The 24,542-nt window shown below is 66.0% G+C and carries 21 protein-coding genes; 12 read left to right on the plus strand and 9 right to left on the minus strand.

Annotated features, from left to right (window positions below; translation table 11 throughout):
• Positions 1 to 83: 83 nt before the first annotated feature.
• A complete protein-coding gene (locus MJ606_RS08045; protein WP_343214805.1) occupies positions 84 to 2,414 on the minus strand; it encodes a DNA translocase FtsK 4TM domain-containing protein in 2,331 nt (776 codons plus the stop codon).
• Between the two features lie 687 nt (positions 2,415 to 3,101).
• On the opposite strand from MJ606_RS08045, the gene trxB reads away from it, so the two are divergent.
• The 3 genes from trxB (at position 3,102) to aat (ending at position 6,212) form a co-directional block, all read left to right on the plus strand.
• Positions 3,102 to 4,067, plus strand: coding sequence for a thioredoxin-disulfide reductase (gene trxB / locus MJ606_RS08055; protein ID WP_243048984.1), 966 nt, complete (start codon positions 3,102 to 3,104; stop codon positions 4,065 to 4,067).
• Positions 4,068 to 4,119: 52 nt separating this feature from the next.
• Positions 4,120 to 5,253, plus strand: coding sequence for a GNAT family N-acetyltransferase (locus tag MJ606_RS08060; protein ID WP_243048986.1), 1,134 nt, complete (start codon positions 4,120 to 4,122; stop codon positions 5,251 to 5,253).
• A gap of 215 nt (positions 5,254 to 5,468) precedes the next feature.
• Complete coding sequence (gene aat / locus MJ606_RS08065) at positions 5,469 to 6,212, plus strand: leucyl/phenylalanyl-tRNA--protein transferase (protein ID WP_243048990.1); 744 nt, start codon at positions 5,469 to 5,471, stop codon at positions 6,210 to 6,212.
• Positions 6,213 to 6,233: 21 nt separating this feature from the next.
• Here the strand turns inward: aat and MJ606_RS08070 are convergent, their stop codons facing one another.
• The 7 genes from MJ606_RS08070 to ispG form a co-directional block, all read right to left on the minus strand.
• Entirely contained in the window at positions 6,234 to 7,340 is a 1,107-nt protein-coding gene (locus tag MJ606_RS08070) for a glutathionylspermidine synthase family protein (protein ID WP_243048991.1), read from the minus strand.
• Positions 7,340 to 7,816 (minus strand): hypothetical protein, encoded by a 477-nt coding sequence (locus tag MJ606_RS08075; RefSeq protein ID WP_243048993.1) that lies wholly within the window; start codon positions 7,814 to 7,816, stop codon positions 7,340 to 7,342. The genes MJ606_RS08070 and MJ606_RS08075 overlap by 1 nt, the downstream gene beginning before the upstream one ends.
• A gap of 6 nt (positions 7,817 to 7,822) precedes the next feature.
• Entirely contained in the window at positions 7,823 to 8,224 is a 402-nt protein-coding gene (locus tag MJ606_RS08080) for a DUF350 domain-containing protein (protein ID WP_243048994.1), read from the minus strand.
• Between the two features lie 84 nt (positions 8,225 to 8,308).
• Complete coding sequence (locus tag MJ606_RS08085; protein WP_243048996.1) at positions 8,309 to 9,130, minus strand: HD domain-containing phosphohydrolase; 822 nt, start codon at positions 9,128 to 9,130, stop codon at positions 8,309 to 8,311.
• 81 nt (positions 9,131 to 9,211) lie between these two features.
• A complete protein-coding gene (locus MJ606_RS08090; protein ID WP_243048997.1) occupies positions 9,212 to 9,505 on the minus strand; it encodes a DUF1905 domain-containing protein in 294 nt (97 codons plus the stop codon).
• Positions 9,502 to 9,840, minus strand: a complete 339-nt coding sequence (locus MJ606_RS08095; RefSeq protein ID WP_243048998.1) for a hypothetical protein — start codon at positions 9,838 to 9,840, stop codon at positions 9,502 to 9,504. The genes MJ606_RS08090 and MJ606_RS08095 overlap by 4 nt, the downstream gene beginning before the upstream one ends.
• A 9-nt stretch (positions 9,841 to 9,849) precedes the next feature.
• Complete coding sequence (gene ispG, locus MJ606_RS08100; RefSeq protein WP_243049000.1) at positions 9,850 to 11,106, minus strand: flavodoxin-dependent (E)-4-hydroxy-3-methylbut-2-enyl-diphosphate synthase; 1,257 nt, start codon at positions 11,104 to 11,106, stop codon at positions 9,850 to 9,852.
• Between the two features lie 187 nt (positions 11,107 to 11,293).
• Here ispG and MJ606_RS08105 point away from each other — a divergent pair, with 187 nt between their 5' ends.
• Positions 11,294 to 12,034: a helix-turn-helix domain-containing protein gene (locus MJ606_RS08105; RefSeq protein ID WP_243049002.1), complete on the plus strand. Its 741-nt coding sequence runs from the start codon at positions 11,294 to 11,296 to the stop codon at positions 12,032 to 12,034.
• A 39-nt stretch (positions 12,035 to 12,073) separates the two neighbouring features.
• Here MJ606_RS08105 and MJ606_RS08110 read toward each other — a convergent pair whose 3' ends face one another.
• On the minus strand, positions 12,074 to 14,014 hold the full coding sequence (locus MJ606_RS08110) for an acetyl-CoA hydrolase/transferase C-terminal domain-containing protein (protein ID WP_243049003.1): 1,941 nt from the start codon (positions 14,012 to 14,014) through the stop codon (positions 12,074 to 12,076).
• Between the two features lie 119 nt (positions 14,015 to 14,133).
• Here MJ606_RS08110 and MJ606_RS08115 point away from each other — a divergent pair, with 119 nt between their 5' ends.
• From MJ606_RS08115 to MJ606_RS08150, 8 genes are all read left to right on the plus strand, one after another.
• Positions 14,134 to 15,588, plus strand: a complete 1,455-nt coding sequence (locus tag MJ606_RS08115) for a phospholipase D-like domain-containing protein (protein ID WP_243049004.1) — start codon at positions 14,134 to 14,136, stop codon at positions 15,586 to 15,588.
• 132 nt (positions 15,589 to 15,720) lie between these two features.
• A complete protein-coding gene (gene xseA / locus MJ606_RS08120; protein ID WP_243049006.1) occupies positions 15,721 to 17,103 on the plus strand; it encodes an exodeoxyribonuclease VII large subunit in 1,383 nt (460 codons plus the stop codon).
• A gap of 69 nt (positions 17,104 to 17,172) precedes the next feature.
• Positions 17,173 to 18,816 carry an acetolactate synthase large subunit gene (locus tag MJ606_RS08125; RefSeq protein WP_243049008.1) on the plus strand — a complete coding sequence of 548 codons (1,644 nt, stop codon included), beginning with the start codon at positions 17,173 to 17,175 and terminating at the stop codon, positions 18,814 to 18,816.
• Positions 18,817 to 18,832: 16 nt separating this feature from the next.
• Entirely contained in the window at positions 18,833 to 20,263 is a 1,431-nt protein-coding gene (locus tag MJ606_RS08130) for an aldehyde dehydrogenase family protein (RefSeq protein WP_243049010.1), read from the plus strand.
• Positions 20,264 to 20,546: 283 nt separating this feature from the next.
• Positions 20,547 to 20,834, plus strand: a complete 288-nt coding sequence (locus tag MJ606_RS08135) for a type II toxin-antitoxin system RelE/ParE family toxin (protein WP_279236752.1) — start codon at positions 20,547 to 20,549, stop codon at positions 20,832 to 20,834.
• Positions 20,835 to 20,893: 59 nt separating this feature from the next.
• Positions 20,894 to 21,304, plus strand: a complete 411-nt coding sequence (locus tag MJ606_RS08140; protein WP_243049012.1) for an addiction module antidote protein — start codon at positions 20,894 to 20,896, stop codon at positions 21,302 to 21,304.
• 235 nt (positions 21,305 to 21,539) lie between these two features.
• Positions 21,540 to 23,120 (plus strand): inorganic phosphate transporter, encoded by a 1,581-nt coding sequence (locus tag MJ606_RS08145; protein WP_243049013.1) that lies wholly within the window; start codon positions 21,540 to 21,542, stop codon positions 23,118 to 23,120.
• A 149-nt stretch (positions 23,121 to 23,269) separates the two neighbouring features.
• Positions 23,270 to 24,313: a TraB/GumN family protein gene (locus MJ606_RS08150; RefSeq protein WP_243049014.1), complete on the plus strand. Its 1,044-nt coding sequence runs from the start codon at positions 23,270 to 23,272 to the stop codon at positions 24,311 to 24,313.
• Positions 24,314 to 24,542 lie beyond the last annotated feature (229 nt).

A 24,542-nucleotide genomic window follows, 5' to 3' on the forward strand; every position in this document is an offset into this window, starting at 1 on the left:
AGGCTGGGAGGGGGTAAGGCCTTGGCACGCAAAGTTTACCCCGCCCCAACCCTCCCCTGCATGCAGGGGAGGGAGCCATGCATTCAATGCTTCGGCGGTGGCGGTGCCAGCACCTCGCGGTTGCCGTTGTGCTGGGGTGCGCTCACCACGCCGTCCTGTTCCATCTGCTCGATCAGGCGTGCGGCGCGGTTGTAGCCGATGCGCAGGTGACGTTGCACGCCGGAGATGGAGGCGCGGCGCGTCTCGGTGACGATGCGCACGGCCTTGTCATACAGCTGTGCGTCGGCGTCGCCGCCTTCCTCGCCGTCCTGCGGCAGGCCCGAATCGTTGATGAACTTGCCGTCGCTGGTGGCCTGCACTTCTTCCAGCACGCCTTCGATGTACTGCGGCGCGCCCTGCGATTTCAGCCAGCTCACCACGCCATGCACCTCGTGGTCGTCCACGAAGGCGCCGTGCACGCGCTCGGGCGTGGCCGTGCCGGGCGGCAGGTACAGCATGTCGCCGTGGCCCAGCAGCGCTTCGGCGCCGGATTGATCGAGGATGGTGCGCGAGTCGATCTTGCTCGATACCTGGAACGCGATGCGGGTGGGGATGTTGGCCTTGATCAGGCCGGTGATCACGTCCACCGACGGACGCTGCGTGGCCAGCACCAGGTGCACGCCGGCGGCGCGCGCCTTCTGCGCCAGGCGGGCGATCAGTTCCTCGACCTTCTTGCCGACGATCATCATCATGTCGGCGAACTCGTCGATGATGATCACGATGTACGGCAGCGGCTCCAGCGGTTCGGCCGCCAGGTTCGGCATCTCGGGGTTGGGGCGGAACAGCGGGTCCAGCAGCGGCTGGCCGGCGTTCTCGGCGTCCTTCACCTTCTTGTTGAAGCCGGCCAGGTTGCGCACGCCCACCGCGGCCATCAGCTTGTAGCGGCGCTCCATCTCGGCCACGCACCAGCGCAGCGCGTTGGCGGCTTCCTTCATGTCGGTGACCACCGGCGCCAGCAGATGCGGGATGCCCTCATACACCGAGAGTTCCAGCATCTTCGGGTCGATCATGATCATGCGCACGTCCTTGGCGCTGGCCTTGTACAGCAGGCTCAACACCATGGCGTTCACCGCCACCGACTTGCCCGAGCCAGTGGTGCCGGCCACCAGCAGATGCGGCATCTTGGCCAGGTCGGCCACCACCGGGCGACCGGCGATATCCTTGCCCAGCGCCAGCGCCAGCGGCGACTTCATGGCATCGTACTTGTCCGAGCGCAGGATTTCGGAGAGGTAGACGATCTGCTTGCGGGTATTGGGAATTTCCAGGCCGATCACGTTCTTGCCGGGAATCACATCGACCACGCGCACGCTGACCACCGACAGGCCGCGCGCGATGTCCTTGTCCAGGCTCGACACCTGCGAGCCGCGCACGCCGGCGGCGGGCTCCAGCTCGAAGCGGGTGATCACCGGGCCGGGGTAGACGCCAACCACCTTGGCCTCGATGCGGAAATCCTTGAGCTTCAGCTCCACCTGGCGCGACAGCACCTCGAGGGTTTCCTCGGAATAACCCGGGCCCTGCTCCGGCGCCTCGTCCAGCAGCGATAGCGGCGGCAGCTCGCCTGGCGCGGAGGCGCCCGTGAACAACGGAATCTGCGTCTCCAGCTTGGCGCGCTCGCTCTTCACCACCGGCGCGGGCGCCGTCTCGATGCGCACGGGTTCGCGCTTGGCCTGCTTGACCGCCTCGACCTTCTTGACCACCTCGCGCTCGGCGCGGGCCTGGCGCGCGGCCATCACTTCCGGCGCCTCGCGCAGTTTGCCGCCAAACCAGCTGGCGAGCCTCAGCACGCCCTGCCCGATCACGTCCATCACGCGGAACCAGGACAAGCCGGTGGCCAGCGTCACCGCCACCAGGAACAGCGCCAGCAGCAACAGCGGCGCGCCCTTGTCGCCCAGCGCATGCAGCAGGCCACGGCCCACCCACATGCCGATGATGCCGCCCACGCCCTGGGGCAGGATCGGCTCGTCGTGGAAATTGAGATACAGCAGCGCCGGCGCGGTGATGAAGAAGAACACCGAGCCGATCAGCCGCAGCGAAGGCTCCCACGGCTGCACGCTGCGCTCGCCACGGTGGCGCAGCACCTGCACGCCGAGCACCAGCAACAACAGCGGGAAGCAATACGACACCAGCCCGAAGATGTAGCGCAGCACGTTGGCGATGTTCGCGCCCACCGAGCCGCCGAAATTCCTGGCGTGATCGGCGCTGCCCACGTGGCCCCAGCTCGGGTCCTGGTCGTTGTAGCTGAACAGGCATACCAACAGGTACAGGGCCAGCGGCAACAGCAGCAGCGCACCGGCTTCCCGCAGGCGGCGCTTCAGCTCCTCGCTGAGCCCCTCACGCTGCGGCTTTTCCTTCTTGACGTTCGCGCTACGCGCCACCGTGATCCTTTTCCCATGCTTTAGAAAGTCCGGCCGCCGAAACGCCCGGTTTGCCACATCCGCTGGATAGCGGGCAAAACTTAAACCATGCCCTTGACCGCCGGATGAACCAGCTGGCCGCCGTCCCCGTGGATGCCCCTGCGCAACGGTCGAAACCGGCGCCAGTCGTTGCCGGCGGCCAGACGCTGCACCACGGGGAGAATAGCCGCTGCCATCGCCACCGACGAGGTCTGCGACGCGGCTTGGGGCCTATTCGTGACGGGGAGACAGGTTATGCCATGGGTCCGACGCTTCCAGCAGGCCACCGCCGCGCCAGCCGCTTGAATCGGCCCGGTGTCTTCCCCATCCTTGCGGATTCGGACGCCTCGTCCCGGTCCTGCGACGGAGTGTTAAGAAACCGCGGCCAGGGCTGGAACGAATGACGGTTCAAGTCGCCCGCAAAGCGAAGGATTATACCCATGACGCAGAGGCTCTTTTCACCATCCGCCCCCCTGGCCCGCGCCAACCGCGTCGCCTATGGCCAGTAAACTCAGTGGGATACGCGGGGCTGACTGAAAAGCCGCCCTGCAGCCCCCATATGAAGCCTCTACGATCGCCCCATTCGCCCATGCCTGGCCGCCCGAGCGGCCGGACGTCGGCAAGCCCATCCACGAACACCACCGCCACTGACGCGGATAGAAGGAACGCATGAACACAGCTACCAAGCACAGCCGCCTGCTGATCCTGGGCAGCGGTCCCGCTGGCTACACCGCCGCCGTCTACGCGGCCCGCGCCAACCTGAAGCCGACGCTGGTCACCGGTCTGCAGCAGGGTGGCCAGCTGATGACCACCACCGAGGTGGACAACTGGCCGGGCGACGACAAGGGCGTGCAGGGACCGGAGCTGATGCAGCGCATGGCGCAGCATGCGGAGCGCTTCGAGACCCACATGGTGTTCGACCACATCCACAGCGTGGACCTCAAGCAGCGCCCGTTCCGCCTCAAGGGTGATTCGGGCGAGTACACCTGCGATGCGCTGATCATCGCCACGGGCGCCACCGCCAAGTACCTCGGCATCGCCAGCGAAGAACATTTCAAGGGCCGCGGCGTGTCCGCCTGCGCCACTTGCGATGGCTTCTTCTTCCGCGAGCAGGAAGTGGTGGTGATCGGCGGCGGCAATACCGCCGTCGAGGAAGCGCTGTACCTGTCCAACATCTGCAGCAAGGTCTATCTCGTGCACCGCCGCGACAAGCTGCGCGCCGAGAAGATCATGCAGGACAAGCTGTTCGACAAGGCCGCGGCCGGCAAGATCGAGCTGGTGTGGAACCACTCCGTGGATGAAGTGCTGGGCGACCAGTCCGGCGTCACCGGCGTGCGCGTGAAGGACGTCAACAGCGGCGAGACGCGCGACATCGCGGCCACCGGCTTCTTCGTCGCCATCGGCCACACGCCCAATACCGGCATCTTCGACGGCCAGCTGGACATGCACGACGGCTATATCAAGATCCGCAGCGGCCTCAATGGCATGGCAACGATGACCTCGGTGCCTGGCGTATTCGCCGCCGGGGACGTGGCCGACCATGTATACCGCCAGGCAGTGACCTCGGCCGGCTTCGGCTGCATGGCCGCACTGGACGCCGAGCGCTGGCTCGACCAGCAGGGGCCGGCCAGCTGACACCCCTGCCCCATCATTCCGGCGCAAGCCGGATTGATCCTCCGGCACCGACGTGATCGAAGCGCGTTTCCACGACAGCATCACCAGCATGCCCGCCACGGCGTGGGACGCGCTGCGCCCGGACGACAACCCGTTCGTGTCGCACGCGTTCCTGGCCGCGCTGGAACGCACCGGCTGCATCCGCCCCGACTGGGGCTGGCAGGCCCATCACCTGGGCCTGTACGAGGCTGACCACCTGGTCGCCGCCGCGCCGCTGTACCTCAAGGGCAATTCGCACGGCGAGTTCGTGTTCGACTGGAGCTGGGCCAGCGCGTGGGAACGCGCCGGTGGCGACTACTATCCCAAGCTGCTCAATGCGGTGCCCTACTCGCCCGTACCCGGCCCGCGCCTGCTGGCCGGCACCGGGCCTGAGGCGGCGAGCCTGCGACAAGCGCTGGTTTCGGCAATGCAGACGTTCGCCAGGCGCATGAAGCTATCCTCGGTGCACGCCAATTTCCTGCGCGACGAGGAACTGGCCGCCTTCGACGACAGCTGGCTGGCCCGCTCCGACGTGCAATTCCACTGGCGCAACCAGGGCTATGCGGATTTCGCCGGCTTTCTCGATGCGCTCAATCACAAGAAGCGGAAAAACATCCGGCAGGAACGCGCGCACGTAGCCGGCGCGGGCCTGCTGATCGAGATGCGTCGGGGCAACGAGCTCAGTCCACACGAATGGCGCCGCGTCCACGCACTCTACGAATCCACCTTCGACGCCAAAGGGAACCATGCCGCGTTGACTGAGGCGATGTTCCTGGCGCTAGGCGAGACGCTTGGCGACTCCGTGCAACTGGCCCTGGCGCGGCAGCATGGCGCGATCATCGCCATGGCGCTGTTCCTGCAAAGCCACGACACCTTGTACGGGCGTTACTGGGGCGCCGAGGTGGACATACCCGGCCTGCATTTCGAGCTGTGCTACTACCAGGGCATCGAGCACGCCATCCGCCACGGCCTGCAACGCTTTGAACCGGGCGCGCAGGGCGAACACAAGCTGGCACGTGGCTTCCTGCCGGTGCGCACTCATTCGCGTCACTACCTGGTCAACGAAAGCTTCCGGCATGCCGTGCGCGAGGCGCTTTCGCGCGAAGCGGACGCCATCCATGACTATGCGGAAGAACTGCAGGCCCACAGCCCCTACGCGCGAAGTTGAGCGTGTGCTCGCCTGGCCAGGTCACCTTGGCGAGATGGATCGATCGAGTCAGCCGCCGATGCCACTCAAGTCATCGACAACAAAGACAGCACCAAAGCAGTGGGGCGCATGGCCATCCAGCCTATGACGGGAATCGGAGCATGCTAATCACAGCGGCAAGCGGTTAGCATCTGCCGGAAGACTCAAGCCCCATCCCGTATCCGACGGCGCCCACGATGATCCGACTGCCACTGCTCGACTCGGCCAAGCCGGAACACTTCCCCGATCCGCGCAAGGCGCTGAGCGAGCCCAACGGCCTGCTGGCCTTCGGCGGCGACCTTTCGCCGCGGCGGCTGCTGGCGGCCTATGCGCAGGGCATCTTCCCCTGGTTCAATGAGGACGAACCGCTGCTGTGGTGGTCGCCCGACCCGCGTTGCGTATTCCACACAGCGACCTTGAAGCCCAATCGCAGCCTGCGCCGGCGGCTCGCCCAGGTGTCCTGGCGCATCACCGTCGACCATGCGTTCCGCGACGTGGTGGAGGCCTGCGCCGCCCCTCGGCCAGGCCAGGCCGGCACCTGGATCGTGCCCGCCATGGTCGATGCCTACGTCAACCTGCACACCCTGGGTCACGCGCATAGCGTCGAGGTGTGGGACGGCGACCGGCTGGTGGGCGGCATCTACGGCATCGCCGTGGGCCGGCTGTTTTGCGGCGAATCCATGTTCAGCCGCCAGAGCGGCGGTTCGCATACGGCGCTGGTGGCCCTGGCCCAATTGCTGCGGCGCTGGGATTTCCCGCTGATCGATGCGCAGGTGACCAATGCCCACCTGCTGCAGCTGGGCGCGGTGGAATACCCGCGCGCCGAGTTCCTGCGTCTGGTGGCGCAACTCACTCACCTGCCGGGGCAACCCGGCAACTGGGCCGAATTCACGCCGCTGGCGCAACTGCCGTCGCAGGCTACGACGAAGCCCGACGCGTGATGCAGGCTTCGCGCTGCCTGCTCAGCCTTCGAAGAGGTGCGGTACGAAGCAGCTGGTGTTGCGGGTGATGCGATCGGCGTCCTCGCGCATGCCGATGCCCACCGCGGTGTGCCCAACCACCCAGGAACCGACCAATGCGTGTCGGCCCTCATACACCGGCAGTGGAGCCAGTGCCTGATAAATGCATGGCTCGGCGGTGGCGCGTTCCGCCTCGCCATGCTCAAGCACGATGACGCCGGCCCCCTCGCGCCCCCAGCAAGGTTTGCGCACGACAGGACCATCGATGGCGCCACGCCGGCGACTGGCCGGAAGCAGGTTCGGGTGCCCGGGAAAAAACTCCCACAGCAAGGGCAGGATCGCCTTGTTCGACAACAGCATCTTCCACGCCGGCTCGATCCAGCGCAGGCGGACCTCCGCCAGGTGGGCCGCAAAGGGTTCGGCCAGCATCCATTCCCAGGGATACAACTTGAACATGCGCTCGATCGGCACGTTGTCCATGTCGATGAAATCGCGCCCGGACCAGCCGACCTGCTCCATATCCAGCGCCGTCGTGCGATGGCCGGCCTGCATGCAGGTATCGAGCAGATAGTCTGCGGTCAACGCATCCTCGGCACTTTCATAGCAGGCCGCGAAATGCACCTGCGACGCCTTGGGCAATACGCCCCAACGTTCCACCAGTGCTTCATGGATCGCATTGAACTGGTCCGCCTGGGGCGCTGCATCCTGTAGCCAATACCACTGCGCCACCGAAGCCTCGAACAGGGCCGTAGGGGTGTCCGCGTTGTACTCCAGCAGGCGTGGCGGCGCGCTGCCGTCATAGACCAGATCCATGCGGCCGTAGAGCGCCGGCTCGCGATCCCACCAGCTGCGCTCGACTAGGGTGGCGGCGCGCGCATCGAGGCCGAGGTCGGCATAACGCCCGCTGCGCACGATGCGATCCACCGCCTCCAGGCATAGCGCATGCAATTCGTTGGTGGCAGCCTCGACAACGTCGATCTCGCGGGCATCGAACACATAGCGTGCGTCTTCGCGCCAATAGGGCTGCCCGTCGATCGTGTGGAAAGCGAAGCCGAGCGACTCCAGCTTGTCCCGCCAATCCGTCCTCGGCGTGCAGGTTTCGCGGCGCATCAACTGGCCCGCGCGAAGACACGGCCGGTGGAACCGAAGCCACCGCGCGTGCCAAGTTCCACCGCACGCGGCCCACCGGCGAAACCACCCGCCGGAAATGTCCCCGTCGGCCTGCCCAAGGTACGGCCCGGCCCGGGATCCGTCGCGCCGCCACGACCGTCGCCGCGGTACCAGGGCCCGTAGTAATGCAGACCGCCGCCACTCGTGCCTACCGAATTGTCCAGCTCGCACTGTCCGGTGGTGTAGTCGTGCACGCAGTCTTCGAGGCTGTCGTACCGGTTGCGCTGCACATCCTGGCCGCGACCGAGCATGGACAACCCGACAATGGCGGCACCGCCCAGCGCGATCAGCGGCACCGCCATCGATCGCTTCTGCGTGCGTTCGGCCAAGGGATGAAACTGTGCATCGCGGCGCGGCGAGGCCACGCCGGATGGATGGCGATCCGTCATCTCATGGGGTTTCTGCGGATAGCCCATGGCGCGCTACCAGGTCATGGCCGCGGCGTTGATCAGGCCCACGCCGATGGCGACCGCAGCCGCGAACACGGCTACTGCGCGGTTGTCGCTTTCCACCTGCGCGGCCAAGTCGTGAATGAGCACACGCATGACCACATGGGCCAACCACTGCACGATCATCGCGACCACGCCCCATAGCGCCAGGTCCATCAGGCTGACGCTGTGTGACATGGCACTGGCCAGTGGCGCGACGAAGCCCAGCAAGGCACCCGCCAGGCTGATCGCCGCCGCCTGGTTGCCGTGCCGGATAAGGGCCAGCTCACGCTGTGGCGTAAGCCAGATGTGTACCGTGCAGAACATCGCGAGCAGAAGGACGCCAAGCCCGAAATACGCGGCAAACGCCGGCAGCGTCGAAAGATCCGGCAACACGGTAGGCTCCCCTGTCGATGCGCCCCTCCCGGGCGCCGTGGCAGTGTAGCGCAGAGCGAATGCACGCCGTCCACACGGGTTGGTTCAGTCCGCCGTGCGCTCGTCCAACGCGATGGCTTTGAGCTCGTCGTAGTGCTGCAGAAACAGTGCCACGACCTGCGGGTCGAGCTGGCTGCCGGCGGCCCGGCGCAGATAGTCGAGCACGTCGGATTCGGGCCATGCCGGCTTGTACACGCGCGGAAAGCTGAGCGCGTCCCATACGTCGACTACGCTGAAGATGCGCGCGGCAAGCGGAATTTCCTCGCCGCGCAAGCCGCGGGGATAACCGGCGCCGTCCCAGCGCTCGTGGTGCGCATACGGAATATCGATGGCCGGGCGCAGGAAGGCGGTGCGCATCAGCAGGTTTCGCCCCAGGGTCGGGTGGGTGCGCATGATGGCCATTTCCTCCGCATCCAGCGGGCCCGGCTTGATCAGGATGGCATCGGGCAATGCCAGCTTGCCGATGTCATGCAGCAGTGCGCCGAATCGCACATGGCGCAGCGCATCGCCGTCCAGTCCGGCCAGGCGAGCCAAGGCCACGGTCATGCGCATCACGCGCTCGGAGTGATCGCGCGTTTCCTTGTGGCGGATATCCATCGCCGACACCAGCGCGCGCAGCGACTGCTCATTGCCGGTCAACAGCAGGTGGTTGAGGCGATCCAGGCGCTTCATGTCGCGCCCGATCAACCAGTACAGCAGGATGCCCGTGCACAGCACGTAAAAGCCGGCCTTGGCGCTGTGCAACATGCTCAGGGTGTGCTCGTCGTAGCCCAGCGAAAACAGCAGGCGGTCGGAAAAGAACACCCACGTCCAGGCCAGGATCACGTAGATCAGGACGATCCGCAGTTGTGGCTTGATCCTCACCATGCTTCCCGCCATCCAGGCTCACCCAAGCGGGCAAAGCATAGCGGGAGCAGGATGCTGGGAACTGTGAACGTTGGATCGCCCTCAGGCGTCTTCGGGTTCGATCAGTACGTCGACCCATTGCCCGACGTCCAACCCGGCAGCGGCCATCAGCGACTCTTCCAGCAGCAGCCAGAAGGCACCCGCCCGCTCCACCACCGCGCCACGGAAATCCTGTCCATTAAGGCTGCCGCGCACGCGATGGCCATGGCCGCATTTCCACAAGGGCCTGGCCGGCGTGGACCATTGGCTGACCGGATCGAATGGCAGCGCCACGGCCCATTGCTTGTTGCCGCTCTGTACGGCGGCGCGAAAAGCCACGGCGCGATGCCTGTTCATCCCCTGCCCCCTAGCTTGCCCCCGCCACGAAGATAACGGACGTGGGCCGTCCCGTGTGAGGATGCAGGGGTTCGACCCATCGGATAAGCCGCATGGAACGCATCCAGCCAACGGCCAAGGGTGCGGAAGTACCAGCGGGCCGGTTGGCTGAAGCCCTCGCCGCAGCCCACGTCGATCACCCAGCGCGGCGCATGCGACAGCACCGCCGCCACGATGGCGCGGTCGGTAACCAGCTTGCGGCTTTCGATGCGACCCTCGCGGACGGCACGCTCCCATGCGTCCGCGCTGGCCTGCCAGGCGTCGAGAATCAGCGACTCACTCGACGAGCTCGTCATGTCGACGCTTCACCCGGCGCGACTGACGTACTTGGTGGCGACGTACTGGTCGAGGATGCCGATGAACTCGTTGGCGATATTGTCGCCACGCAAGGTCATCGCCTTCTCGCCATCGATGAACACCGGCGCCGACGGCGCCTCGCCATTACCCGGCAGCGAAATGCCGATATTGGCGTGCTTGGATTCGCCCGGCCCGTTGACCACGCAGCCCATCACCGCCAGCGTGAGGTTCTCCACGCCGTCGTACTTCACCCGCCACAGCGGCATCTGCTCGCGCACATGCGATTGCACCGTGCGCGCCAGCACTTGGAAAAACTCGCTGGTGGTGCGTCCACAGCCCGGGCAGGCGGTGACCAGCGGCGTGAACGCGCGCAGGCCCATGGTCTGCAGCAACTCCTGCGCCACGATCACCTCGCCGGTACGCGAGGCGCCCGGTTCCGGCGTCAGCGAAATGCGGATGGTGTCGCCAATGCCTTCCTGCAACAGCACGGCCAGGGCGGCGGACGATGCGGTGATGCCCTTGGAACCCATGCCCGCTTCGGTCAGGCCCAGGTGCAGCGCGTAGTCGCAGCGGCCGGCGATGTCGCGATACACCGCGATCAGCTCCTGCACGCCGGACACCTTGCACGAGAGGATGATGCGATCGCGCGGCAGGCCGATCTCCTCGGCGCGCAAGGCCGAATCCAGCGCCGACCGGATCAGCGCCTCGCGGGCGACGTGCGAGGCATCCCACGGCTCGGCGCGCTTGTGGTTCTCGTCCATCAGCGTGGCGACCATGCTCTGGTCCAGCGAGCCCCAGTTGGCGCCGATGCGCACCGGCTTGTCGTAGCGCAGCGCCATCTCGATGATGGAAGCGAACTGGCTGTCCTTCTTCTTGCCGAAGCCAACATTGCCGGGATTGATGCGGTACTTGGCCAGTGCTTCGGCGCAGGCCGGCTCGGCCTCCAGCAGCTGGTGGCCGTTGTAGTGGAAGTCGCCGATGATCGGCACGTCCACGCCCATCATGGCCAGCCGTTCGCGGATGCGCGGCACGGCCGCCGCCGCCGCCGGCGTGTTCACCGTGATGCGCACCAGCTCCGAGCCGGCGCGCGCCAGCTCGGCGATCTGCTTGGCGGTGCTGGCCGGGTCCTCGGTGTCGGTATTGGTCATCGACTGCACCACCACGGGGGCACCGCCACCCACCGTGATTTTTCCGATCCTGACGCCCACGCTGGGGCGGCGCTGGGCAGGCTGGGCGAGACGCGGGGAGGAAGACTGGTCGCTCATGAGTGGCATCGGCCGGACATTGAACGCCGCAGGCAGGCGCGGCAACGGGGAAAGGATAACCGAACCGCTGCGTACCCCCTAGAGAGTCCGGACTTATGCGGCAAAACCGCGCAGCACGGCCATTCCTGGCCGCGTGGGTAGATCATGGACATCCGGAAAACGGGCATGGATCAGGAGGGTCAAGCTTATGCTTCAAAGACAATATCGCCAGGACGACGTCACGCGCATGACACCATCGGCCAGTTGCGCCGGCTGCGGCCATGCCTCGGTTTGCCAGGCCAGCGGCTACGACCGCCCGGAACTCTCCGGGCTGCGTCATATCGCCGAGCGCATCGGGCCGCTGCGCACCGGGGAATACCTGTACCGGCCGCTGTCCCCCTTCCGCGCCGTCTATGCCGTCCAGTCCGGCATGGCCAAGACGGTCGCCGTGGACATCTCCGGCCGTGAGCAGGTGCTGGCGTTTCATCTGCCGGGCGAAATGATTGGCCTGGACGCGCTCGATCGCGAGCTGCACGACAACGCCGTCGTCGCCCTCGGCAAAACGCAGTTCTGCCGCTTTCCGTTCAGCGCGCTGCGACAGGTCGCGTCCGAGCAACCCGAAGTGCCCTGGCATCTGATGCATGCCGCCAGTCAGCGCATCTCGCGCCTGCAGCTAAGCGGCGGCAACTACCTGGCCGAAGAGCGCTTCGCGGCCTTCCTGGTCGACATGCGCGACCGTCGCGCGATGCTGGGCCTGTCCGCCGATTACCTGCCGCTGCCGATGTCGCGTTCGGATATCGGCAACCATCTGCGACTGACCACCGAAACGGTGAGCCGCCTGCTGGGCCGCTTTCGCCAGCGGAATTTCATAACGCTCGACCGCCAGGGCCTGTCCATCGTGGACCTGCCCGCGCTGCGCGAACTCGGGCAACCGCTGCTGACGCACTGACCTCACCGGGCCTGCCTTGCAAGAGCCTGCGCAGGGGTTCTAGCCCCTGCGCAAAGCGGCCCTCAACAGGCGGCCCTGCAAGCGCTCACCGATGCCGGCGGGCTGGTCCAGCTCCATGCGCGCGAGGGCTTCGTCCTCGCCCTCGACCGGAGCGCCGGGCCCCAGCACCGCCCGCAACAGGGCAAGCTTGCCCCGCCAGGTAGCACTGCTGTCCTTCAGCCAGTTGAGCGCCGGCAGCAGGCGCTGCTCGATCTCGGTGAAATCGCTGCCGAACGGAAAGGCGGGCAGCAGGCCCTTGTTCTGCCACGGCGCCAAGGCGGCACGCAGGTGCTCGGGACGGTTGTTGCGCCAGCGCTCGGGCACCTGGAAATCCGCCGCGAGCTTGCCGTGCGATTTGGCCTCGGCACATAGCGCATCGATAAAGCGTGCATCGCTGATGGCCAGCATGGCCTCGATGCATTCGCTGTCGGTCTTGCCGCGCAGGTCCGCCACGCCATACTCGGTCACGAACATGTCGCGCAGATGGCGCGGAATGGTGGCGTGCCCGTAGTTCCAGCGGATATTGGTTTCCACGCCGCTGCGACCGCGCCGGGTCGAACGCAACAGCAACACGGAGCGCCCTTCCGGCAACTCGTGGGCCATCGCCACGAAGTTGTACTGGCCGCCCACGCCACTGACCACTTCGCCATTTTCGAGGGTATCGGACACCGCCTCCCCCACCAGCGTCGCCATCATGCACGTGTTGAAGAAGCGCGCGCCGCGCCGCTGCAACGACGCCAGCGCCTGGTGATCGCCATAGAGCTGGTTGACGTTGGATACGCGGCACATGTCCAGCGCATCGGGGTCCTCGTCCTCCAGCGCCGCAAGCCATGCGTACAGCTCATGCGAACCGAGGAAGAACGCGCCGCGCAGGTAATGCCCGCCCGGCGTCTCCGGGGACAGCCGGCCGCTGGCGGCGGCGCGCTCCAGGTCGAGGTCATCCCAGGCGCGTCGCTTGAGAATGCCGGCACGCTGCAAGTGCATGAAGCCGTCCATCACCATTTCGCTGGCGCCGTACAGCCCGGTGCGGAATGGCGCCAGGCCGCCCATGCGCGCCGCCAGCGCATGCGTGCCGCCACGCGGGTCGAGCGCCACCAGCGCGCGACGCCACTGCATGTTGTCCTGCTGGCGCCAGCGCAACCCGTAGACCAGCGCGTCGGACAGCGCGCCAATGCCGATCTGCAGGCAACCGGCATCGCGCACCAGGGCACTGGCATGCATGCCCAGCGCGTACTCGACGATATCGATGGGCTGGCGCGGCAAGGCAAACAATGGCGGTGACGCGTCGGGACGCAACTCCAGGTCGAAATAGTCCTGGGTGACTTCCGCGTGCCCGCTGATATAGGGCAGATCCGGATGCACCACCGCCACGCACAACGGCCGCGGCTTGCCGGACTGCACCACCCGGTCGATGAAATCGAGGGTCAGGTCCGGGTTGCACGAGAGGCTGTAGCGCACGCCCTCGGGGGTTTCGCGCCGGGCCACCAGTTGCACCAATGCGTTGATGTCCTGCACGGCCAGGTCGCGGGCGACATGTGTGTAGTTCTGGCTGATGTAGTTGCGCTGTGCGCTGGGCGAGCGCAGCAGCGCACCCGACTGCATGTAGAACTCGTGCACGGCCACGTTCGATGGCAACGCGTTGCGCGCCTGGTCGACGGCATAGGCGGGATCTTCCGCATCCTCGCCAAAGTGCCGGGCCAGAAAAGGGGTCAGGAAACGCGCCTCCAGACCCGGCGCCGGCTGCGGCCGTGTCAACGAAAGCGCGGTGTAGAGGGTAAGCGAGCGCGACGTATCCGCCGTGGTCAACCGGTACAGCGCATTGAGCAAGCCATGCGGCTTGCCCAGCCCCAGCGGGGCGGCAATACGCAGATCGGGACCGAGGCGTTCGGCGATGTGTTGCGCACAGGCCTCGGTGTCGGTGTGGCATTGCTCGGGCGACATAGGGCGATCATGGCAGAAGGTCATGGAGACAGCACGATCCAGAACGGTGCGTATTGGTCGCACGCAGGGGGTGAACGCGGCTTGAAGGCGTCGGCCATGCATGCCCTACACTCGTCACCATGACTTCGACGCCGCCGCTTGCGCCAGCGCCCATCCGACTACTCGCCGAACAGGCCTTGAGCCGCGCCGCCGGCGCGCCCCTGCTGGGAGGCAACGCGGCAAGCCTGCTGATCGATGCCGCCGCGCATTTCGATGCATGGCTGGCCGCCATCCGCGGCGCACGGCAAAGCGTGCTGCTGGAAAACTACATCGTTCGCGACGACGAGGTGGGCCGGGCGTTTCGCGATGCGCTGGTGGAGTGTGCGCGGCGCGGCGTGTTGGTGGCGGTGATCTACGACTGGCTGGGCTGCAAGGGGCAGTCGCGCGCCAGCTTCTGGGCTCCGCTGCGCGCTGCCGGCGGCCAGGTGCGCGGGTTCAACCCGCCGCAGCTCGGCCAGCCGTTCGGCTGGATCAGCCGCGACCACCGCAAGCTGCTGGTGGTCGATGGCGTGCACGGTTTCCTGTCGGGCGTTTGCATCAGCCAGAAGTGGCTGGGCGATCCTGGCCGGCATGTAGCCCCCTGGCGCGATACCGGCGTGGCCCTGCAAGGCCCCGCCGTCGCCGAGCTGGCGCAGGCGTTTGCCGAAAGCTGGGCCAGCATCGGCACGCCGCTGCCCACGCTCGCACCCGCGCCCCAAGAGCTGGCCTCTGCCGGCACGGTGGCCTTGCGTGTCATCGCCACGCAACCGGCGACGGCCGGCATGTATCGTCTCGATCAACTGATTGCCGCCATGGCACGCAAGACGCTGTGGCTCACCGATGCGTATTTCATTGGCATCGCCCCCTACGTACAGGCACTGGCCGCCGCCGCGCGCGACGGCGTGGACGTGCGCCTGCTGGTGCCCGGCAGCAGCGACATCCCCATCGTGGCGGGCATGTCGCGCTCGGGCTACCGGCCCTTGCTCAAGGCGGGCATCCGTGTGTTCGAATGGAACGGCTCGATGCTGCACGCCAAGACGGCCGTGGCCGATGGCCAATGGGCCCGCGTGGGCTCGTCCAACCTCAATGTCGCCAGCTGGCTGAGCAACCGCGAAATCGACGTGGCGGTGGAAGACGCCGGCTTCGCCCAGCAGCTGGCCGAGCAGTACGAACGCGACCTGGGCAACGCCACCGAGATCGTGCTCGCCCCGCGTCGCTGGCGCCGCCATGCCGAACAGGTGAAAAGCCGGGCGACGCGTCCGCCGCGGCCGCACCTGATGGGCGGCAGTTCCGGCCGCGCGGCCGCCGGCGCGCTGCGCATTGCCAATACCGTGGGCGCGGCGCTGACGGATCGCCGCGTGCTGGGCGATACCGCCACCGGCCCGCTGCTGGTCGGCGCGCTCGCCCTGGCCGTGCTGGCCGTGGTAGCGATCGTCTGGCCGGCCATGATCGGCTGGCCGCTGGGGGTAGTGGCCGCCTGGTTCGCCCTCAACTTCGCCATCCGCGCGTGGCACCTGCGCCGGCGCTTCCGTCGTCAGGCCACCGAGCTCGACTGAATACCTCTCGCAGTCACTACATTTTATTTCAATAACTTATACAACCTGCCTCACAGCCACACTACGCATATCCGCCAAGCGGATGTAATCCCTGCGATCACCGCGGGTGGGTCGTGCTAGGCTCGCGCCTTCATGCACGCGTCCGACGATCACCTCAGCGATCGCGGCGGCTCTCCGCCGCGCCACATTCTCACGCCCAGTTCGCTTAACCGGCTGGTGCGCGATCTGCTGGAAGACGCGCTGCCGCTGGTGTGGATCGAGGGCGAGCTGTCCAACGTCGCCCGCCCCGCCTCGGGGCATCTGTATTTCACGCTCAAGGACGCCGGCGCCCAGGTGCGCTGCGCGATGTTCCGCCCCAAGAGCGGCTGGCTGAAGTTCAAGCCGGTGGATGGCATGCACGTGCTGGTACGCGCGCGGGTGGGGCTGTACGAGCCGCGCGGCGAATTCCAGTTGGTGGCCGAACACATGGAGCCGGCCGGCGAAGGCGCGCTGCAGCGCGAGTTCGAGCAGCTCAAGGCGCGGCTGGATGCGGAAGGCCTGTTCGACGCGGCCCGCAAGCGCGCCCTGCCCCGTTACGCGCGACGCATCGGCGTGATCACCTCCGCCACCGGCGCGGCCATCCGCGACGTGCTGAGCGTGCTGTCGCGCCGCTGGCCACTGGCCGACGTGGACGTGCTGCCGGTGCCCGTGCAAGGGCGCGAGGCGCCGCCGGCCATCGCCAACATGCTGCGCAAGGCCTCGGCCAGCGGTCGCTACGACGTGCTGCTGCTGACCCGTGGCGGCGGCTCGCTGGAAGACCTGTGGGCTTTCAACGACGAGCAGGTGGCGCGCGCCATCCATGCCAGCGCGGTGCCGGTGGTATCGGCCGTGGGGCATGAGATCGATGTCAGCATCGCCGACTTCGTGGCCGACCTGCGTGCGCCGACACCCTCCGCAGCGGCCGAATTGCTGGTGCCCGACGCGTCGGCCTTGCGCCGCCATCTGCAGCAGCTGCAACAGCGCCTGGTGATGCTGGAGCAGCGTCGGCTGCAAGCGCGCATCCAGCGTGTCGATCATCTGCTGGCGCGCCTGCAGGCGCAGCGTCCGCAGGCCCGGCTGGCGCGCGATCGCGAGCGCCTGCTGCATCTTCAGCGCCGCCTGCTGGGCATCCAGCGCGAACAGTCGCAACGGCTGCAGGCAAGGCTGGAACGCGTGCAGGCCCGGCTGCTGGCCCAGCATCCACGACTGCGCCTGCTGCTGTTGCGCCGGCGGTTGGCCGAACTGGCCCGGCAGTTGCGCGAATCGATGGAACGACGCCTGGAACGCGAACGGCTCACCCTGCAGCAAACCGCACGCGCGCTGCATGCCGTCAGTCCGCTGGCCACGCTGGACCGCGGCTACGCCATTCTGTTCGACGCCGAAGGCAAGGTGCTGCGTTCGGCAAAACACGTGGCCGAAGGCACGCCGCTGCGCGCCCGCCTGGCCGATGGCGAATTGCCGCTCTCCGTAGTGCGTGACAAGCCCACGGAGCAGTGACGCGCGACACCTCACGCGGCGTGAACGATGCCTGCCGCATCCTTCGAGCTTCGACTCGAGGAGCGCGGCATGAAGGCAGCGGCACTGTTCGTGAAGGCGCTGGAAGCCGAGGGCGTGCACAGCATCTTTGGCGTACCCGGCGAAGAAAACCTGGACCTGGTCGAGGCGTTGCGTGAATCGTCGATACGCCTGATCGTGACCCGCCATGAACAGGCGGCCGGCTTCATGGCGGCAACCTGGGGGCGGCTCACCGGCGAGGCCGGCGTGGCGCTCTCCACGTTGGGGCCAGGCGCCACCAATCTGGTCACCGCTGCGGCCTATGCCCAGCTCGGCGCCATGCCGATGCTGATGATCACCGGGCAAAAGCCCATCCGCGAACACAAGCAAGGTATGTTCCAGCTGGTCGACGTGGTCGACATGATGCAACCGCTGACCAAGTACACGCGCCAGCTGGTATCGGCCTCCACCATTCCCGCCCGCGTGCGCGAGGCGTTCCGCCGCGCCGAGGAAGAACGCCCCGGGGCCGTGCACCTGGAACTGCCCGAGGACATCGCCCGCGACATGGTGGACGATGCGATCCTGCTGCCCACCGAATACGCGCGGCGACCATCGCCGGACGATGCCGCGCTGGTGCAGGCGGCCGAAGCCATCAGCAAGGCCAAGCATCCGATCCTGATGATCGGCGCCGCCGCCAACCGCCAACGCACTACCGTGGCGCTGCGCGCCTTCGTCGACAAGCTGGGCATACCGTTCTTCACCACCCAGATGGGCAAGGGCGTGATCGACGAGGACCATCCGCTATGGCTGGGCAATGCCGCGCTGTCCGATGGCGACTTCGTGCACCGCGCCATCGACGCGGCCGACGTCATCGTCAACGTCGGCCACGATGTGGTGGAAAAGCCGCCGTTCCTGATGCGCAAGGGGCGCCGCACCGTCATCCACATCAACTTCTCCAGCGCCGAGGTGGATGCGGTCTATTTCCCGCAGATCGAAGTGGTAGGCGACATCGCCCATACGGTGGAACGCCTTACCGATGCGCTGCAGCCGCAACCGCACTGGAATTTCAGCTTCTTCGACCGCGTGCGCGACGCCTTCCACGCCCAGCTGCTCGAGCACGCCCGCGACGACCGCTTTCCCATGCACCCCGTGCGCGTGGTGGACGATACCCGCCGGTACATGCCCGACGACGGCGTGCTGTGCCTGGACAACGGCATGTACAAGATCTGGTACGCGCGCTATTACCGCGCGCGCCAACCCAACACCATCCTGCTCGACAACGCGCTGGCCACCATGGGCGCCGGCCTGCCCTCGGCGATGGCGGCCAAGATGGTCTACCCCGAGCGCAAGGTGCTGGCCATCTGCGGCGACGGCGGCTTCATGATGAATGCGCAGGAGCTGGAAACGGCCGTGCGCCTGAAGCTGGACCTGGTGATCCTGCTGCTGCGCGACGACGCCTACGGCATGATCCGCTGGAAGCAGGCCGAGATGGGCTTTGCCGACTACGGCATGGTGTTCGGCAATCCGGATTTCGTGATGTTCGCCGAGGCGCATGGGGCGCACGGCCATCGTCCCGAAAGCGCCGATGCCTTCCTGCCCACGCTCAAGCACGCCTTCGATGCCGGCGGCGTGCACCTGATCGACCTGGTCATCGACTATTCGGACAATCACCGCATCCTCAACGAAGAGATCCGCCGGCTCAGCGCCGCGGTCTGATTCACTGGAGTAACGCATGCTCGCCAAAAGCTATCCCTACTATCTCGCCAACCAGCCGCAGACCTCGAAGGAGACGATGGATGTGCTGGACAAGTACAGCGGCAAGGTCGCCACGCGCGTGGCCGTGCCCGATGCCAAAGCCACCGAGAAAGCCATCGCCGCCGCGGTGAAAGCCACCGGTCCGATGCGGGATTTCAAACCATGGGCACGCCAGCAGGTGCTGCAGCACTGCGCCGACCGCTTCGCCGAACGCCGCCAGGAACTGGCCTATGCGCTATGCGTGGAAGCCGGCAAGCCGATCAAGGACGCCGATGGCGAAGTGACGCGACTGATCGAAACCTTCCGCATCGCCGCCGAAGAAGCCGTGCGCGTGAACGGCGAGACTCTCAACCTGGAACTGGCCAAGCGGCTGGACGGCTATCACGGCTACACCAGGCGCGTACCGCTGGGGCCGGTGTCCTTCATCACGCCGTTCAATTTCCCGCTCAACCTGGTGGCGCACAAGGTGGCGCCGGCCATCGCAGCGGGTTGCCCGTTCGTGCTCAAGCCGGCCGAGCGCACGCCGATCGGCGCGTTGATCATCGGCGAAGTGCTGGCGGAAACCGACCTGCCCAAGGGCGCATTCTCGGTACTCACGCTGGACGGCAAGCATGCCAACCCGCTGGTGGAGGACCCGCGCTTCAAGCTGCTCTCGTTCACCGGCAGCCAGATCGGCTGGGACCTGAAAACACGCGCGGGCCACAAGAAGGTGACGCTGGAGCTGGGCGGCAATGCCGCCTGCATCGTCGACGCGGACCAGGGGCCTCACCTGGATCGCGTGATCGACCGCCTGGTGTTCGGCGCGTTCTACCAGTCGGGCCAGAGCTGCATCAGCGTGCAGCGCATCTACGTGCACGAATCGCTGTACGACGAACTGAAGAAGCGCCTGGTAAGCGCCGTCAAGAAACTCAAGGCCGGCGATCCCAAGAAGAAGGACACCTTCCTCGGCCCCATGATCGACGAGGCTGCCGCCGAGCGCCTGCATGGCTGGATCGAGGAGGCACGCAAGGCCGGCGGCAAGGTGCTGTGCGGCGGCAAGCGCAGCGGCGCCATGCTGGAAGCCACCCTGATGGAGAACGTGCCCACCGGTGCCAAGGCACACCGGCAGGAAGCGTTCGGTCCGTTCGCCCTGCTGGCGCCGTTCCGTACCTTCGATGAGGTGATCGACAAGGTCAACGACTCGGACTACGGCCTGCAGGCCGGCATCTTCACCGACAGCCTGGCCCACGCCATGCGCGCCTGGAACGAACTGGAACAAGGCGGCGTGATCGTCAACGACGTGCCCAGCTTCCGCGTGGACAACATGCCCTACGGCGGCGTGAAACTCTCCGGCATCGGCCGCGAGGGCGTGCGCTGCGCCATCGAGGACATGACCGAGCTGCGGTTGATGGTGATGCGGGAGTTCTAGGCACATCGTACGCTCATGCGAAGTGTCGCGCGCCTGTCCCCAGGAAACACATCAACGGTCGGATTCATCCATAACCATTCCTCAGGCAGCCCCGAGCGATGTGCTACTAAAAAAGGGAGGCGTCGCATCACCATGTGATCTACGACTCCACGATGATGAGAGTCGCAAAGCCGACTTCACGCGACTTTTCTTTATGCGCCGGTGGCATCACTGATGAAAAAATATCAAGGATTGTCAGTTTTGACACATTGACAAATGTATCCATATGGATACAATCACAATGATGAACACGATCAAGAGCACGGACGTTTTTGATGCATGGCTTGCCAGCCTCAAGGATCAGATGGCCCGCGCCAAGATCCTTGGCCGCATTAACCGCGCAAGGGTCGGTAACTTTGGCGATGTGAAGTATTTCGATGGTATCGGCGAAATGCGTGTAGACGTTGGGCCGGGATACCGGGTGTACTTCGTCAAGGAAGGAAACACGGTTTATCTGCTGCTATGCGGTGGGGACAAGTCAAGCCAGAGCAAAGACATCAAAAAGGCAAAGGAAATACTGGCGGCGAATTAGCTGCCAGCGGAACCGGGCAACACAAGACAGGCAAGAAAGACATAGACAAGGCGGCAACCATGAACCAAACATTCAAAATGTTCGACGCTGCCGAGTTCCTCGACAATGACGAGGTGATCGCGGCCTACCTGCAAGACGCGCTTGAAGACGAAGACCCGGACGTGTTCCTGCTGGCCGTCGCCGATGTGGTGAAGGCGCGGAGCATGACGCGCGTGGCCGAGGCCAGCGGCCTGGGTCGCGAAAGCCTGTACAAGGCACTGCGCCCCGGAGCAAAGCCGGGCTTTGCCACGATGGACAAACTGCTAGGCGCGCTTGGCGTTCGCTTCCAGGTCGCGCCGTTGAAGCCATCCAGGCCACAGAAACCCGGCAAGCGGGAGACGCCAGCCAAAAGCACGGCGGGATCTGCGCTGCTGAAAAAGCGGAAGGCTGCCGCGGCAGGGCCTAGTACAAAGAAGCGCGCTGCCGCTTGACATCGTTTCGGCCTACGCGAAACTTCCATGTATTCGCCCCCGACTACATCATCGTCGGCTTGCTTTGAACCGTATGCGTACATGGCGCCCGCTCCCAGCCACGAACTCGGATGCTGGTGCAGCCTGCACTTGGAATAACCGCCATCCCAGTGGCGGTGATACGCCCGCCGGCTGTCACGCGACTGTCTTGCGTGGGTGATTAGCTCTCGGGAGGCCGACCACGAGAGCATTGCCTATGCAGACCGAAGCCGCTGTCGCCGTCACACCCGCAAGCCAGGGCACCGGCCGTATCTTCGGCATCATCTTCGGACTGATCCTGCTGATCGGCGGCGGCTACGCCGCCCTGCATCTGGTGCAGGACCTGTCGATCGTGCGCACCCACGCCACCGGGCCTTTCATCCTGCTCGGCATCGCGCTGCTGATCGCGCTGGGCTTCGAATTCGTCAACGGCTTCCACGACACCGCCAACGCGGTGGCCACGGTGATCTACACCAACTCGATGCCGGCCAACATGGCGGTGATCTGGTCCGGTGCGTTCAACTTCCTCGGCGTGCTGACCTCGTCCGGCGCAGTGGCCTTCACGGTGGTGTCGCTGCTGCCGGTGGAGCTGATCCTGCAGGTGGGCAGCCAGGCCGGTTTCGCGATGGTGTTCGCGCTGCTGTTCGCCGCCATTCTGTGGAACCTCGGCACCTGGTACTTCGGCCTGCCCAACTCTTCGTCGCATACGCTGATCGGCTCGATCATCGGCGTGGGCCTGGCCAACCAGCTGATCTCGGTGAAAACCGGCACCAGCGGCGTGGACTGGAACGCCGCCATCGGCGTGTTCAAGGGTTTGGTGTTCTCGCCCATCGCCGGCTTCATTCTCGCCGGCCTGCTGATGCTGATACTCAAGGCCGTGGTGAAGATTCCCGCGCTGTACCGCGCGCCGGAGGGCAACAAGCCGCCGCCGTGGCCGATCCGCGCGCTGCTGGTGCTTACCTGCACCGGCGTGAGCTTCAGCCACGGCTCCAACGACGGCCAGAAAGGCATGGGCCTGATCATGCTGATCCTGATCGGCACGGTGCCCACCGCCTATGCGCTGAACGGCGCCGTGACCGGTGGTGAGGTGAAGACCTTCCATCAAGTGTCGGTGGATACCCAGCAGGTGCTGGCCGGCATCGCCGGTAACGCGGTGGTGAGCGGCAATCCGCGCGAGCCGCTCACCGCGGCCGTGCAGCAGCGAACGTTGTTGCCGACCACGGCGGCGGCGCTCGACCAGCTCATTGCCGAGATCGATCATCAGGTCGGCAACCGCACCTCGCTGCGTTCGGTGCCGCCCGAGCAGATGGGCAACGTGCGCAATGACATCTACCTGGCCAATGCGGCGATTCCGCTGGTGCTCGCGCAGCCGGGGCTCAGCAAGGAGCAGACCGCTTCGCTCACCGCCTGGCGCGGCCTGGGCACCCAGGCCATCCAGTTCATTCCGCCCTGGGTAAAGGTAGCCGTGGCGCTCGCGCTGGGCCTGGGCACCATGGTGGGCTGGAAACGCATCGTGGTGACGGTGGGCGAGAAGATCGGCAAGGAGCACCTGACCTATGCCCAGGGCGCCTCGGCCGAACTGGTGGCGATGAGCCTGATCCAGGCCGCCGACATGTACCACCTGCCGGTGAGCACCACCCACGTGCTGACCTCGGGCGTCGCCGGCACCATGGCGGCCAACGGTTCGGGCCTGCAATGGGCCACCGTGCGCAACCTGCTGATGGCATGGGTCCTGACCCTGCCCGCCTCTATCCTGCTGGCTGGCGGCCTCTATATTGTCCTCCGCCATCTGTTCTGAGCGTTGATAGCTTCCAGCGGACGATGAACTGAGTTCGGGACGGCCCGCTCTTCACCCGCCATGTATGGCGCTGCGGGCATGGGTGTTGTTCAATCATCGGGCCCGCTCCGGCGGGCCTGAGCCGTCGCGTCCCCTTATGGAGCTACTGGATGCACGCGAAGATAGCCGTTGGCCTCGCCGCCCTGCTGGTGACGGCAACCGCGTGGGCGCAATCCGGCACCCTGCCGGCCCAGCCCGCAAGCACGCAGAGCTCGCCCGCCCCCGCCCCCGCCGCCGCGATCCAGCTGCAGACCGTTACCGTCCGTGGTGAACAACCCGGACCGGCCCTGTGGGAAGTGCGCAAGGGCGATCACGTGATGTGGGTGATCGGAACGCTGTGGCCACTGCCCAAGCATGCGCAATGGCAATGGACCCAGCTTGAGCAGGCCCTCGCACGCTCCACGGAACTGCTGGAGGCGCCATCGGCTCACCTGAAAATGCCACCCAGCCTGTACTCGCGCCTGACCCTGCAACCCGCGGCCCGCCTCAACCCCGGCGGGGCCACGCTGCAAAGCCTGCTTGCCCCGGACATGTATGCGCGCTGGCAGGTGCTCAAGCGTCAATACCTGGGCAACGACGATGCCCTGGAGTTCATGCGTCCCATCGTGGTGGCCGAGCAGCTGTATGACAAGGCGCTGGACGCCAGCGGCCTGAGCGACGACATCGACGTGCCCGGCATGGTGGAAAAGCTCGCCCACCGGCATGGTACGCGGGTCATTGGCGTGCGCTACGAACTGCTGATCTCGCACGCACCAAGCACGGCAAAGACCATGGATCAAAGCCAGCAGCAGGGCATCGCCTGCCTCGACGAAACGATGGGCATGGTGGAGCACGACCTTCCCAAGCTCACCCAGCGGGCCAATGCCTGGGCCACCGGCGACATGAAATCGCTGCAGCAGCTGATGCAGGACACCCACTACGAGCCCTGCGTGGTGGCCGCCATCAACGGCGACTTCGAGCACCAGCTCAATATTCCGGACCTGCCCCAGCGCATCGAAGACACCTGGATCACCGCTGCGCAAGAGGCACTGACGCGCAACAAGCGCACCGTGGCGATCCTGTCGATGGAACAGGTGATGGCGCCCGATGGCTATCTCGCCAAGCTCAAGTCGCTGGGTTACGTCATACGTCCGCCGGAAGATCTGGAGCCTTAGCGTCATCGCTGTGGCTGATGTGCATCTCTAAAGACGACTCCCTAGGAGTCAGCCAGGCGTCGCGCACCCGGTTGGCTGCGAGCGTCCTCTTGCCGAATCTCCGTCACCATCCTTGACAGGATCTCGCGAGCACTCGCCATTTCGGCCTTGTCAGTGGCGTAGCTCAGCAACTGCTCCCCTGACACGCGCGCTGCGCAGGCTGGCCGAGGCCGCGGCATGGAGATCCCTG

This window comes from Dyella sp. RRB7, assembly GCF_022761115.1.
Classification (GTDB): domain Bacteria; phylum Pseudomonadota; class Gammaproteobacteria; order Xanthomonadales; family Rhodanobacteraceae; genus Dyella.